This is a genomic window from Shimia aestuarii (assembly GCF_022814865.1).
Classification (GTDB): Bacteria; Pseudomonadota; Alphaproteobacteria; order Rhodobacterales; family Rhodobacteraceae; genus Shimia; species Shimia aestuarii_A.
The window spans coordinates 96,482-110,477 of the sequence record NZ_JAKVRD010000007.1 but is presented as its reverse complement, the minus strand read 5'-3'; the positions used below and the strand labels follow the sequence as shown (position 1 = coordinate 110,477).

The window sequence follows — 13,996 nt, the reverse complement described above, 5'->3', positions numbered from 1 at the left end:
GCCCGAGAGAGGACAAGGCTTGCAACTGTTGGCGCGGATCGGGGCGGCCCTTCAGGGGCAACGCGGCTATCTCTTCCCTTGGGCACCGGTGTGCCTCGCGCTTGGGATCGGGGCCTTTTTCCTAAGCCGAGAAGAGCCATCCGTCCTCTTTCTCGGTGTCTGTGGGGCAATGGCTTTTGCCGGGCTTGGGGGCGTCTGGGCTCTGCCGGAAGCCGCGCGGCCGTTGGCGCTTGGGGTGGCGTTCTGTTTGTTAGGCGTCGCCATCGCCGGGGTACGGGCGCACCGGGTTGCCGCGCCGGTGTTGGACTGGCGCTACTACGGACCAGTCGAGGGGCGGATCGTGGGCATTGATCGTTCGGCCTCAGATGCGTTGCGCCTGACATTGGATAGGGTGGTGCTTGCGCGGGTGGTGTCAGAGAAGGTTCCGAAACGGGTCCGGGTGGCCCTGCATGGAGACCAAAGGTTCATCGACCCGAAACCCCATATGACCGTGATTCTGACCGGACATCTTGCGCCACCGTCCGGCCCGGTGGAGCCGGGGGGCTTTGATTTCAAACGCCACGCGTGGTTTCAGGGGATCGGGGCTATCGGCTATACGCGGGTGCCGGTTCTGGCGCTTGCCCCGGCGCCGGACCGCCAGAGCTTGCTACGGCTGCGGCTTCGTCTGTCCGACGCCATCCGAAACCGCCTTTCCGGGGAGACGGGCGCCCTCGCGGCGGCGGTGACGACCGGAGACCGCAGTGGCGTGCCTCAATCGACGCTCGAGGCGCTGCGCGCGTCGAACCTTGCGCATCTTCTGGCGATATCGGGGCTGCATATGGGGCTTTTGGTTGGCTTTGTCTTTGCCAGCCTGCGCTATGGCATGGCGCTGCATGAGTGGAGCGCGCTTTACCTGCCGACCAAAAAAATCGCCGCAATGGTCGCGCTTGGGGCTGCGACGGGTTACCTGCTCTTATCGGGCGGGAACGTGGCGACAGAACGGGCCTATGCCATGGCGGCCGTGGCGCTCTTGGCGGTCATGGTCGACCGGCGCGCGATCAGCCTGCGGGCGGTCGCGGTGGCGGCGATGGTGGTGCTGATGTTGCGGCCCGAGGCGATGCTGGGTCCGGGGTTCCAGATGTCCTTTGCCGCCACAACGGCGCTTGTCGCGGTGTTTGAGATTCTGCGCAAGCGTGGACCGCTCAGGATTCCGCGCTTCTTGCGTCCGGTCTTTGCTGTGGCGGTGTCGTCATTGGTGGCCGGTTTGGCCACCGCGCCGTTCGGGGCGGCGCATTTCAATACGGTGTCGCATTATGGGCTTGTGGCAAATCTTCTGGCGGTGCCGATCATGGGGACGGTTGTCGTGCCTTCGGCTGTGGTTGCGGCCTGTCTTGCGCCGATTGGGCTTGAGGCGGTGGGGCTTGTGCCGATGGGGCTTGGGCTTGATGCGATCCTATGGGTGGCGCGGTGGGTTGCCGGGCTTGAGGGGGCGGTCGGTCATGTGCCGCGCCCGCCTGCTGCGGTACTGCCGCTCTTGGCGCTTGGCATGCTTTGGGCGATCCTCTGGCAGGGGCGGGCGCGGTGTCTTGGCGCGGTGCCGGTGCTTGTCGCGGGCGTCCTATGGATCGGAACAGAGCGACCTCTGGCGCTCATCGCGGATACAGGTGGCCTTGTGGGGGTGATGCAGGAGACGGGCGCGCGCGCGCTGAGCAAGCCGCGCGGCGCCGGATTTGTGGCGCGCAACTGGCTCGAGAATGATGGCGACGGGGCGGATCAGGCGGATGCGGCGGCGCGATGGGGGGCTGGCGAGGGCAGGGTGCGCAAGGTGGAGCTTGGCGGTCTCGCGCTCTGGCATGTGTTTGGGAAACGCGAGGTCGCGGCGCTGGCAGACTGTCCGGAGACCGCGCTTGTGGTGCTCAGCCACGACACCGACACCGACTTGCCCTGTGATGTGTGGACCCCGGCGCGGCTCCGCAAATCGGGCGCGGTTGCGCTATATGCGCGCAAGGATGGCCTGCAAATGAAAACCGCCCGCGACATCAGCGGGCGGCGCATGTGGAATACGAGGGCGCTTCGGCCTCAGTAGGTGCGGATCAGCCCGACAAGCGTGCCCTGCACCTTGACCTTGTCGGAGGGGTAGACGCGGGTCTCGTAAGATGGGTTCGCCGCCTCGAGCGCAATGGAATTGCCGTTCTGATGGAAGCGTTTCAGGGTCGCTTCCTGATCCTCGACGAGGGCGACGACGATTTCGCCATTCTCGGCGGTTTCGCTTTCGCGGATGATGACGACGTCACCATCGTTGATCCCGGCCTCGATCATCGAGTCCCCCTTGACCTCGAGCGCGTAATGCGAGCCCCCCGAGCGCAGCATTTGCCCCGGCACTGCGACGTGGTGGTCCACATGACTGATGGCCTCAATCGGGACGCCGGCGGCGATCTTGCCCATCACGGGCAGTTCGCGGGCATGCAGCACGACCTCTTCGGGCAGGATATTGGCGGGCTGCGAGGGCGAGGGGTGCGGGCCTTCGATGACGCGAGGCTTAAATCCGCCCTGCACTTCGGAGGTACCGCCAAGGGATTCAGGCAGTTTGACAATCTCGATAGCGCGGGCGCGATGCGCAAGGCGTCGGATAAAGCCACGCTCCTCAAGCGCCGTGATGAGGCGGTGAATACCGGACTTCGACCGCAGGTCGAGCGCATCTTTCATCTCGTCAAAGCTTGGCGGGACGCCATCGCGTTGCAAGCGCTTGTGGATGAATTCGAGCAGGTCGAGTTGCTTTTTGGTCAGCATGGGGCATCTCCGCGTCGGATATTTCCTTTTGTTCTACCCATGTTCCCGTTTTGTGTCAACTGGGGCGCGAACAGAGCGGAAACAAACGCGATCAGAGCGAGATGTACCGGACCGTCTCGCCCGCCTCGCGTGCCGGATCGTTCGGTGGGCGGATCAAGAGGGCATTGGCGGCGGCGAGCACCGAAAGCAGCGCGCTGTCTTGGCGATTGAAAGCGGTGATCTGGCCGTTCTCGATCCGGGCGCGCATGTAGTGCTCTCGCGGGCCATTGGCCGCGACGGGCGCGGCGAGGCCGGCTGTGGCCTCGGTCGCCGGTGCAGGGGGCAAGCCTTGTAGCGCGCGGATCACCGGAGTGACGAAGACATGACCGCAGACCATGGCCGAGACCGGGTTACCGGGCAAGCCAATCATCATCGCGCCTGTTGCCAAACGGCCCGCCATGAGCGGCTTACCGGGGCGCATGGCGATCTTGTAGAAACTGCGCTCCATGCCGAGATCGGCAGCGACCTCCCCCACGAGATCATGGTCGCCCACGGAGGCTCCGCCGATGGTCAGCACGAGATCGGCATCCTCGATGAGCGAAAATGCGGTCCTGAGAGAGTCATGGTTATCGCGGGCAATCGGCAGCAGGCGCGGTTCCGCACCCAGATCGGAGAGAAGCGCGGCAAGGCCAAAGGAGTTGGAGACGATGATCTGATCGGGGCCGGGCGTTTCGCCGGGCATGACCAGCTCGTCGCCCGTCGACATGATGGCGACGCGGGGGCGGCGGATGACCGGCAGCTCGGCGAGGTTCATCGCGGCCAGAAGGGCGATATCGGCGGGTGTCAGGCGCTTGGGCGCGTGAAAGGGCGTGCCTTCGGCAAAGTCTGCGCCGGCCGGGCGGATATGGGGGCCTTTGTCGAGCGTATCGCTGAGCGTGATCATATCCCCGTCGCGGATCACATCTTCCTGAATGATGACACGGCTGGCGCCTGCGGGTATCGGAGCGCCGGTGAAGATGCGCACTGCTTTGCCGCGTGCGACGGCGCCTTCGAAACGGTGCCCGGCTGCCGCTTCTCCGATCACGCGCAATTGGATCTCTGGACAAGCATCTTCTTCGCAAATCGCATAGCCGTCCATGGCGGAGGCGGAAAACGGCGGTTGCGTGAGGCGCGCGGCAAGCGGCGCGGCGAGCACGCGGCCATGACCTTGGGCAAGGGGCACAGTTTCCGTCTCAAGCGGTCGCGCCAACGCGAAAAGCTTGTCGAGCGCCTCGGCAACCGAGATCATTGCGCTTCGTAGCGGCCAGATTTGCCGCCGTCCTTGAGGATCACTCGGATGCCGCCTATTTCCATGTCCTTGTCCACGGCTTTGGACATGTCATAGACCGTCAGCGCCGCGATATTGACCGCTGTGAGCGCTTCCATTTCGACCCCGGTCTGGCCCGTGGTCTTGACCGTCGCCTCAATCCGCACGCCGGGAAGGTCGGCGTCTGGCACGAGGTCCACGGCAACCTTGGTGATCGGTAGGGGATGGCAAAGCGGGATCAGGTTAGAACATTGCTTGGCGCCCATGATCCCGGCAAGACGGGCCACGGCGAGCACATCGCCCTTCTTGGCACGGCCCTCGGCGATGATGTCATGGGTGTCGCGCGCCATCTTGACCCAGCCCTCGGCGGTGGCGATGCGCGAGGTGACCGCCTTGTCGGAGACATCGACCATATGGGCGTCGCCCTTCTGGTCAAAATGCGTAAGGCCCTTGGCGTCGCTCATCACATGCCTCCCGGGCGCAGCGGGTTGGCAAGGAGCGTGCGCGTGGCAAGCTCAACGTCATCCTGTCGCATCAGGCTTTCGCCGATGAGGAAACAGCGTGCACCATAGCGGGCCATTTCGGAAAGGTCTTGCGGTGTGTTGAGGCCACTTTCCGAGACCATGAGGCGATCCACGGGAACGAGTTTCGAGAGCTGCCGGGTGGTGTCGAGCGTGGTCTCGAAAGTCTTGAGGTTGCGGTTATTGATGCCGATCAGGGGCGATTTCAGATGCGCGGCACGTTCGAGTTCTTCGGCGTCATGCACTTCGATCAGAACATCCATGTCCCAGCCGAAGGCAGCATCCTCAAGCTCCTGCGCCTGTGCGTCGGAGACAGAAGCCATGATGATGAGGATGCAGTCGGCCCCAAGCGCGCGGGCCTCGGCAACCTGATAGGTGTCATACATGAAGTCTTTGCGCAGGGCCGGCAGGGACGTGGCGGCGCGGGCTTCGGTCAGGAAGCTTTTGTCTCCCTGAAACGAAGGCGTGTCCGTCAGGATCGAGAGACAGGTTGCGCCGCCCGCCTCATAGGCCTGAGCGAGGGCGGGCGGGTTGAAATCCTCGCGGATCAGCCCCTTGGAGGGCGAGGCCTTTTTCACCTCGGCGATCAGGCCATAGCCCTCTCGGCTTGCCATGCGCAGGGCCTCGGCAAAGCCACGGGTCGGATCGGCGGCCTTGGCTTCGGCTTCGACCTCGGCCAAAGGCTTGGCGGCCTTGTCGGCGGCGATCTCTTCGAGCTTGTAGGCCTTGATCTTGTCGAGCACGGTAGCGGTCATGGGCGGGTCCAGTTGATTGCGGGCTGGCCTTGGGCGGCAAGCCATGAATTGATCCGTGAAAACGGGCGAGAGCCGAAGAAACCGCGCCGGGCCGAAAGCGGCGAGGGATGCGCGGATTCGATCAGCAGATGTTGGCCCCCATTCTTAGGCGCTGAAATATGGCGCGCAAGGGTCTGTGCCTGTTTGCCCCAGAGGACAAAGGCGGTGGGGCGGGACGAGATTTCGGTGAGCACTTCTTCGACAAGGCGGTTCCAGCCGAGTTTCGCATGGCCTCCAGCCTCTCCGGCAGGGACGGTCAGGGCGGTATTGAGCAAGAGCACGCCTTGAGAAGCCCAGAAGCGCAGGTCGCCGTTCTCGGGCGCGTCGCCAAGGTCTTCGCGCATTTCCTTGTAGATATTGCCAAGTGAGCGCGGCAGAGGGCGCACGTCCGGTTCGACCGAAAAGGCAAGGCCATGCGCGTGGCCGGGCGTCGGGTAAGGGTCTTGGCCGAGGATGACCACACGCGTGTCGGTGGGCGCGCAGGCGTCGAGCGCGGCGAAGCGTTGCGCCTCGGGAGGCAGAATGACCCGTGTCTCGGCGACCAGTGCCGCTTTGAGGGCGGGGTAGTCGTTTGCAAAGAAGGGCAGATGCGCCCAAGCCGCGGGGATCGGCATCCTGTTGCTCTCCTCTTGGCGCGGGCAAGCGGTATTGAAACCGCTGCCGCCCTTGGTTCAGCTTGCCGCGGAGGTCACCTTGGCGAGCCCTTGGATCGCGGCGAGCGCCTTCCCACTGTCGATGCTTTCGCGTGCCTTCTCAACGCCCTCGCGCAGATCGTTCACGGCATCGGCGACAACGAGCGCAGCGGCGGAGTTCAACAGGACCGCATCGCGATAGGCGCTCGGGGCGCCGTCAAGGAGGGCGCGGAAGGCTTTGCCGTTCTCCTCCGGCGTGCCGCCAAGGATGTCCTCGAAAGGATGCACCGGGAGGCCCGCGTCTTCGGGGTGAATCTCTACATCCTTCACCGAGCCGTCGGTTTCGAGCGCAGAGACCCAGCTGACGCCGGAAATTGCCAGTTCGTCGGTGCCGTCGCTGCCATGGACGAGCCAGGCGTGTTCGCTCCCGAGCTTGCCGAGGGTTTCGGCCATCGGGCGAATGAGATCGCGTGAGAAGGCACCGGTGAGTTGGCGTTTCACCCCCGCCGGGTTGGTCAGCGGGCCGAGAATGTTGAAGATCGTGCGCGTGCCGAGCTCTTGTCGGGTTGGCATCACATGGGCAATCGCCGGGTGATGCATCGGCGCCATCATGAAGGCGATACCGCAGGTTTCGAGCGCCTTTTCAACGACTTCCGGGCCAACCATGACGTTGACACCCATCTGTGTCAGGGCATCTGCCGCGCCGGATTTGGACGACAGGTTGCGGTTGCCGTGTTTGGCGACGGGGACGCCTGCGCCCGCGACGACGAAGGCGGTCGCGGTCGAGATGTTGAGCGTGCCCTTGCCATCACCGCCCGTGCCAACAATGTCGATCGCACCTGCGGGGGCTTTGACCGGCTTGCATTTGGCGCGCATGACAGCGGCGGCGGCGGCATATTCGTCTACCGTTTCACCGCGCGTGCGCAGCGCCATCAGCAGGCCACCGATCTGCGACGGTGTCGCTTCGCCATCGAACAGGATTTCGAAGGCGGTTTCAGCCTCGTCACGGGACAGGGGGCGATCGGCGGCGGCGCCAATCAACGGTTTGATGGCATCGCTCATGCGGGTTCCCCTTCTTTGGCCGGCATCATGTCGAGGAAATTCTTCAGCATCGCATGGCCGTGTTCGGATGCGATGGATTCGGGGTGAAACTGAACGCCCTGTATTGGCAACGTGCGGTGCTCAAGGCCCATGATGGTGCCATCTTCGAGCTCGGCCGTGACTTCGAGGCACTCAGGTAGGCTCTCGCGTTCGACGACGAGGGAATGGTAACGCGTCGCGGCAAAGGGCGAGGGCAGGCCCTTGAAAAGGCCTTTGCCGCTATGATGCATGGTGCCCATCTTGCCGTGGACGATCTCATGACAGCGGATGACCTTGCCACCAAAGGCCTGTCCGATGGTCTGATGTCCGAGGCAGACACCGAGCAGCGGCAGCTTGGTCTCTGCGGCGGCCTGTGTCAGGGCGAGGCAGATGCCTGCTTGGTCGGGGTCGCAGGGACCAGGGGACAGCAGAATACCGGACGGGCGCAGTGCCATCGCATCCTGCACTGTCAGGGCGTCGTTGCGGTAGACGCTCACATCTGCGCCAAGCTCGCCAAGATAGTGCACGAGGTTGTAGGTAAAGCTGTCGTAATTGTCGATCAGGAGCAGCATTTTGAAGTTCTTCGCTCAAAGTTCTTGAAACGGGGTGGAGACCCCGGCCATGGTCGCGGTATACATGCTCAGGCTTGACGCTGGGGGTCAAGGGGGCCACGGGGCGCGAAGACCCCTTTTCGGTTCCCGGAATGGACCAAGAGACCAGTTTGGCGGCGAATGGAGGGCAGGGCAGATGTTTCGAGGGTTTCTAGGCGGTGTGATCTGGGGCGGCGTGTTCGTCAGCCTTGTCGTGGCTGTGGCATCGCTTCTGGCACCATTGCCGGCGACCGTTGCGCCGCAGACCAGCGCCGTGGAGACGACCACTGGCTCTGACAAGGAAGACACGGGCGGCATCGAAAGCCCGTCGCAGGCCGATGAGAGCCTTGGCGGCGATGCGGGCGGCACTGTCGAAGCCGCGGCGTCAGAGGATGATGACTCGCCGCTTGCCGACACGGCCTCGGCGCCGAAACCGGACCCGGCCGTTCCGCAGGATAGCCTGACCGCCCCCGACCTTGAGACCTCGGAAAGCGGTCTTGGAGGAGAGGGCGATGCGGAAAATCCCGTGATCCCGGCCCCGCAGGCCCGTGCACCGGAAGCGCCCGAGGCCGAAGTGGCTGCACTGCCTGAAGCCGAGGCCGAGGCGTCGATCACGACCAATCCAGATCAACCCGCCGCGCCGACTGTGCCTGCTGTTGGCAGTGCGTTTGAGACACCCGAAGGGGATGCGGACCTGACACCGGGGGCCGAGGCGGATGAGGTTGGCAACGACACGCCCGCGCCGCTTATGCAGCCGGCGGGAACGCTCGAAGAGAGCTTTCCGCAGCACAAGTCCTCGCGGCTCCCCACTGTGGGCGACGAGGGCGCCGATGAGGCCGCACCGCGTCCTTTCGACGTCAATGCAGTGGCGTTCGAGGCGGAAGACGGCAAGCCTCTGATGTCGATCGTCCTTGTGGATGATGGCAGCGCACCGGTTGATGTCACTGCCTTCGCGGACTTTCCCTATCCGCTGAGTTTCGCGATCAATACGCTGGCGCCTGATGCCGCGGCGCGCGAGGCGGCCTATCGCGAGATGGGGTTCGAGACGCTTGCCATGGTGGATATTCCCGCCGCAGCCGCTCCGGCGGATGTGGAGATCGCGATGGAAGCGCATCTCAAGGCGATGCCGGGGGCCGTGGCCGTGATGGAAGGGGGCGAAGACGGGCTTCAGGGCGCGCGGGCATTGTCCGATCAGGTGGCACAGGTGCTACTTGCGTCGGGGCATGGGCTCGTGATGTTCCCCAACGGTCTCAACACGGCGCAAAAGCTTGCCAGCCGCGAAGGTGTTCCGGCGGCGACCGTGTTCCGCGACTTCGACGGCAAGGGCCAGAATGCGACGGTGATCCGCCGCTTCCTTGATCAAGCCGCGTTCAAGGCCGATCAGGAAGGTGGCGTCATTATGGTGGGGAGGGTGCGCGAAGAGACGCTTTCAGCGCTGTTGGTCTGGGGCATTCAAGACAGGGCGCGCACCGTTGCGCTTGCGCCGGTGTCGGCGGTGTTGCGCGCCAAAGAGAACTAAGGTCGGAAGGTGGGTTGAAAACCCACCCTACGCGTGTGGTTGTTAGTTCCCGTCACCGGTAAAGCGCGAGGCGTCCGCAGCGGCGCGGCGGATGGCGTTCGATTTATGGACGGTTTCCATATACTCGGCCTCCGGGTCGCTGTCGTAGACGACGCCGCCCCCGGCTTGGATATAGAGCTTTTCATCCTGCACGATCGCCGTGCGCAGGGCGATACACATGTCCATGTCGCCGCCTGCCGAGAAATAGCCGACGCCGCCGCCATAGACACCGCGTTTCTCTGGTTCCAGCTCGTCGATGATCTCCATCGCGCGGACCTTGGGCGCGCCCGAGACAGTGCCTGCGGGCATACCGGCGAAAAAGGCCGAGAGCGCATCATGGTCCTCGGACAATTCGCCCACCACGTTTGAGACGATGTGCATCACGTGGCTGTAGCGTTCGATGATGAATTTTTCGGTCGGGCGCACGCTGCCGATTTTGGCCACGCGACCCACGTCATTGCGCCCGAGGTCCAAGAGCATGAGATGTTCGGCGAGTTCCTTCTTGTCCGCCAGAAGATCCTCTTCGAGCGCCTTGTCCTCTTCCGGCGTTGCGCCGCGCGGGCGGGTGCCAGCGATGGGACGGATCGTGACTTCGTTGCCGAAAACTCGGACGAGGATCTCGGGGCTGGCACCGATGACCTGAAAGCCGCCGAAGTTGAAATAGAACATAAAGGGCGAGGGGTTGGTGCGCCGCAAGGACCGGTAGAGCGCGAAAGGCGGCTCGCGGAATTCCTGTGTCCAACGTTGTGCGGGCACGACCTGAAAGATGTCGCCGGCGCGGATATAGTTCTTGGCCTTTTCAACCGCCGCCATATAGGCGTCCTTGGTAAAGTTGGACTGGGGCGGGGCGATTTCGTGGGCTTTGCCAAGATCGCGCGCGGCCTGCGGCATGGCGCGTTCAAGGTCGCGCACCGCGTCCATCACGCGCTCGGCGGCCTGCGCATAGGCGGCACGCGCGGACATGCCATCGGTGACCCAGGCCGGGCTTACCACCGTGACCTCTCCTTTGACCCCATCAAGCACGGCAACCACCGAGGGGCGCAGCATACAGGCATCGGGCAGACCGAGCGGGTCGGGGTTCACATCCGGCAGGTGTTCGACGAGGCGGATCATGTCATACCCGAGATAGCCAAAAAGACCTGCCGCCGCTTGGGGCAAGTCTTCGGGCAGGTCGATGCGGCTCTCGGCGATGAGGGCGCGCAGGGCGGCGAGGGGGTCTTCTTTCTGGTCCACGAACCCTTCGGGGTCAAACCGTGCATTGCGGTTGATCCGGGCCGTCTCTCCATGACATTGCCAGATCAGATCCGGCTTCATGCCGATGATCGAATACCGCCCACGCACCTCACCGCCAGTCACCGATTCAAGGACAAACGCGTCTTTCTGTGCGCCCGTCAGCTTGAGCATGAGCGACACTGGGGTGTCGAGATCGGCGGCCAGCCGGGCATAGACGACCTGATTGTGACCGGCCTCATAAGCGGCGGCGAAGGTCTCGTAGGAGGGGGTCAGTTCCACGGCAGGGGCCTTTTCGTCGGAGTGCTTATTGGAATTGCGCGTGCACGGCGTTGATTGCAGGCTGGTCGAGGGTGACACCCTTCTGCGCCTGAATCTCGGTGGCGTAGGCTTGGAACACATCTTGTGCGATGCCTTCGGCCGCCTGACGCAGGAGTGTATTGGCGAGGGAGGAGATTTCCTCGTTCTCCTTGTCCGGCTGACGCACTGCGTCGAGACGCAGGATCAGCACGGTATCGTCATGCGGCAGCGTCGCAACCGCACCGTCCTCAAGCGAGAACACGGTCTCAAGGAAGGTCGCGGGTGTATCGGGCACAAATCCGTTGCGCAGGATGCCGGTCTCGGTACGCGGTGCGAGTCCATAGACCGAAAGGTCCGCATCCCCGCCGAGCATCGGCGTCAGGTTTGCAGCCATCTCTTCAAGGCGGCGCACGGTTTCATCACGGGTCCACGCGGCGGCGACCTCATCGCGCACCTCGTCAAAGGGGGCGGGTGCGGCCGGGGTTTCGCCATCAAGGCGCATGGCAAAGATGCCACCATCCTCGAGGGTCTCGATCTGGGGGAAGTCCTCGGCGGTCAGTGTCGCGGCAAGTGCGCGGAATTCTTCATAGCCCGCAATGCCATCGCCCAACCCGTCATGCCAGGAAATCTGGTCCACCTGCATGTCGGATTCCTTGGCGAGTTCTTCGAGCGTGGCCCCGGCCGCGAGAAGGTCGTCAATCGCGCTCATCTCGGAGTCGATCACACGGCGCGCCCGTTCAGCGGCTAGTTCTTCGCGCAGTTCGGGAAGGGCCTCGTCAAAGGGGACTTCGTTGCCAGGCAGAACACCGTTCACACGGAACAGCGCCGGGCCGATGATGGTTTGGATCGGGCCAGCAACGCTTCCGACCTCTGCGGAGAATACGGCCTCACCAGCGGCGCCAAGATCGGCGGTGCTCACGTCGCCGAGATCGGTATCGGAAAGCTCAAGACCGCGCGCCGCGACCAGATCTTCAAAGCTGCTTTCGCCTGCATCAAGCTTTGCGCGGGCCGCCTCTGCGGCGTCCATGTCGGCAAAGGCGAGACGTTCCACGAGGCGGCGCTCGGGCGTGTTGAACTCTGCGCTGCGCTCTTCGTAGAGCGCGCGCAGGGTCTCTTCGTCGATCTCAACCGTGTCGATCAGCATCGAAGGCGACAGCCATGCATAGGTGATCTCGCGCATGGCGGGACGTGTGAAGGCGTCGATGTTGGCCTCGTAATAGGCCAAGAGTTGATCGTCGCTCGGCGTTGCAACCGGGTAGGCAAGCGCTTCGGCGTCAAGACGTGCAATGGTCACATCGCGCTCTTCACCGACAAAGTTCAAGATCACCTCGCCGTAGGAGACCGGCATGGAAAGGCCAGAAACAATCGCCGTTTGAAGCAGGGCGCGGGCACTTTCTTCGCGCATGGAGGTTTCGAACTCGGCTTCGCTCATGCCGATCTGCTCGAGCGCGAATTTATAGGCTTCGCGGTCAAATTGGCCATCCGGCGATTTGAAGGCGGAAATTGCCCGAAGTTCCTGTGCGAGGCGGGCGTCGCCAAGCGAGATCCCAAGGCGATCATTCTCGGCGTCAAGCGCGCGGGTGGTGACAAGATTACCAAGCACGATCTGATCGAGACCCATAGCGCGCGCATCGGCAAAGCTCAGCGATTGGCCGGTCTGTGCTTCGACAGCGCGCAGCTCGTTTTGCAGGGCGCGGGCATATTCGTTGATGTCGATTTCCTTGTCGCCGACAGAGCCGACAGAGGTTGCCGAACCCCCGAGATTGGTAATCCCGAACCCGCCCAGACCGAAGATGAGCATGGCCATCAGAATCCAGACGAGGGTTTTCGACGTGCTTGACTTGGACATGACGGCTCCCTGCCTTCTCCATTGCGTTTATCGAGCGATGTCTACGACGCAAGAAGAAGGGGAGCAAGGGGCGATGCAGCCCCGGGGCCTAGCGTTTCTCGAAGGAAACCGCGGCAAGGCGGTCAAAGAGCGCGGCAATGCCCGCCCGGTCCACATTTGCAAAGGCAATACGAAGCTGTTCGCCGCCCGCTGCGTGATCCTCGGGCATAAACATCGTGCCGGGCAGGCAGAGCACCCCGGCCTCGCGCACCAACGCAGGGGCGAGATCGCGGGAGGACATGGCAAACGGGTGACGAAGATAGGCGAAATAGGCCCCCACGCCCATGAGATGCCAACCTTCCGCTTCGAGCGCGGGCATGGCCTCTGAAATTGCGGCGCGGCGGTCGAGAATCTCGGCGCGCTCACCCGAGAGCCATTGCGAGAGGTTCTGCATGCCCCAGAGCGCGGCATGTTGGCCGAGTTGATTGGGGCAGATGGTGACCGTATCGAGGAACTTCTCGACCTCTGACAAGAGCGTTTCAGAGGCAATCATCGCGCCGACGCGGTGTCCGGTGAGGCGATAGGCTTTGGAAAAGGAATAAAGCTGCACCAAGGTCTCGGGCCAGTCCGGATCGGCGAAGAGATCATGCGCCGCGCCGCTGCGCGCATCGAAATCGCGGTAGGTTTCATCGACGATCAGACGCAGGCCGGTTTCGCGCGCAAGCTCATAGAAGGCGCGCACGAGCGCGGCGGGATATTCCACGCCGCCGGGGTTGTTCGGGGTCACAAGCACAATCGCGCGGGTGCGAGACGTTATGAGCGCGCGGGCGGCTTCCGGATTCGGAAGAAGGTCATCCCCGGTGCGAAGCGGCACGGCTTTGACGCCCATCATGTCGAGCCACATTTTGTGATTAAAGTACCACGGCACCGGGAGGATAACCTCGTCTGCCTCGCCGCAAGTGGCTGTGATCGCAGCACAAAACGCCTGATTGCAGCCTGCGGTGACGGCGACCTGCGCGGCGCTGATCTCGCCGCCGTAGGCCGTGCCAAATTGTGTCGCGACCTCTTCGCGCAGCCCGGGCAGGCCGAGTACGGGACCGTAGAGATGCGCCTCCGGCAGGTTGAGTGCGACGTCAGCGATATGGCGGCGCAGGGCTTCCGGCGGCGGATCGACGGGCGCGGCTTGGCTCACGTTGATGAGGGGGCGGTCCTGCGGGAAGGTCACCCCCTCAAGCCAGCGCCGGGCCTCCATGACAGGCGGGGCAAAACTGGCGGCTGTGCGGGGCAAGGACATGAGCGCTCTCCGTGGGATTCAAACAACAAGAGCGACCCTAAGGGCCGCTCTCACCGGGGGCAATGCGCCCCTGTCTTCTTCTCTGTAAAAATACCTCCCGCCGGAGGCATCCGCC

At 63.6% G+C, this 13,996-nt stretch carries 12 protein-coding genes; 2 read left to right on the top strand and 10 right to left on the bottom strand.

What is annotated here, in order from left to right:
• Positions 1-19 precede the first annotated feature (19 nt).
• Positions 20-2,065, top strand: a complete 2,046-nt coding sequence (locus MK745_RS09260) for a ComEC/Rec2 family competence protein (protein WP_243613007.1) — start codon at positions 20-22, stop codon at positions 2,063-2,065.
• Here MK745_RS09260 and lexA read toward each other — a convergent pair.
• From lexA to MK745_RS09225, 7 genes are all read right to left on the bottom strand, one after another.
• Positions 2,059-2,769, bottom strand: coding sequence for a transcriptional repressor LexA (gene lexA, locus MK745_RS09255; protein WP_243613006.1), 711 nt, complete (start codon positions 2,767-2,769; stop codon positions 2,059-2,061). The genes MK745_RS09260 and lexA overlap by 7 nt on opposite strands.
• A 91-nt stretch (positions 2,770-2,860) precedes the next feature.
• Positions 2,861-4,036: a molybdopterin molybdotransferase MoeA gene (locus MK745_RS09250; protein WP_243613005.1), complete on the bottom strand. Its 1,176-nt coding sequence runs from the start codon at positions 4,034-4,036 to the stop codon at positions 2,861-2,863.
• A complete protein-coding gene (gene moaC, locus MK745_RS09245) occupies positions 4,033-4,518 on the bottom strand; it encodes a cyclic pyranopterin monophosphate synthase MoaC (RefSeq protein ID WP_243613004.1) in 486 nt (161 codons plus the stop codon). Before moaC ends, MK745_RS09250 begins: the two co-directional genes overlap by 4 nt.
• Positions 4,518-5,330 (bottom strand): indole-3-glycerol phosphate synthase TrpC, encoded by an 813-nt coding sequence (trpC, locus tag MK745_RS09240; protein ID WP_243613003.1) that lies wholly within the window; start codon positions 5,328-5,330, stop codon positions 4,518-4,520. The genes moaC and trpC overlap by 1 nt, the downstream gene beginning before the upstream one ends.
• Positions 5,327-5,983, bottom strand: a complete 657-nt coding sequence (locus tag MK745_RS09235) for a uracil-DNA glycosylase (protein WP_243613002.1) — start codon at positions 5,981-5,983, stop codon at positions 5,327-5,329. Before MK745_RS09235 ends, trpC begins: the two co-directional genes overlap by 4 nt.
• Positions 5,984-6,040: 57 nt before the next feature.
• A complete protein-coding gene (gene trpD / locus MK745_RS09230) occupies positions 6,041-7,063 on the bottom strand; it encodes an anthranilate phosphoribosyltransferase (protein ID WP_243613001.1) in 1,023 nt (340 codons plus the stop codon).
• A complete protein-coding gene (locus tag MK745_RS09225) occupies positions 7,060-7,653 on the bottom strand; it encodes an anthranilate synthase component II (protein ID WP_243613000.1) in 594 nt (197 codons plus the stop codon). The genes trpD and MK745_RS09225 overlap by 4 nt, the downstream gene beginning before the upstream one ends.
• A 175-nt stretch (positions 7,654-7,828) precedes the next feature.
• Here MK745_RS09225 and MK745_RS09220 point away from each other — a divergent pair, with 175 nt between their 5' ends.
• Entirely contained in the window at positions 7,829-9,190 is a 1,362-nt protein-coding gene (locus tag MK745_RS09220) for a divergent polysaccharide deacetylase family protein (protein WP_243612999.1), read from the top strand.
• A gap of 42 nt (positions 9,191-9,232) precedes the next feature.
• Here the strand turns inward: MK745_RS09220 and trpE are convergent, their stop codons facing one another.
• The 3 genes from trpE to MK745_RS09205 all read right to left on the bottom strand — a co-directional run bounded on the left by trpE (position 9,233) and on the right by MK745_RS09205 (position 13,881).
• Positions 9,233-10,741 carry an anthranilate synthase component I gene (gene trpE, locus MK745_RS09215; RefSeq protein WP_243612998.1) on the bottom strand — a complete coding sequence of 503 codons (1,509 nt, stop codon included), beginning with the start codon at positions 10,739-10,741 and terminating at the stop codon, positions 9,233-9,235.
• A 25-nt stretch (positions 10,742-10,766) separates the two neighbouring features.
• Positions 10,767-12,608 (bottom strand): peptidylprolyl isomerase, encoded by a 1,842-nt coding sequence (locus tag MK745_RS09210; protein WP_243612997.1) that lies wholly within the window; start codon positions 12,606-12,608, stop codon positions 10,767-10,769.
• A gap of 88 nt (positions 12,609-12,696) precedes the next feature.
• On the bottom strand, positions 12,697-13,881 hold the full coding sequence (locus MK745_RS09205; protein WP_243612996.1) for an aminotransferase: 1,185 nt from the start codon (positions 13,879-13,881) through the stop codon (positions 12,697-12,699).
• Positions 13,882-13,996 lie beyond the last annotated feature (115 nt).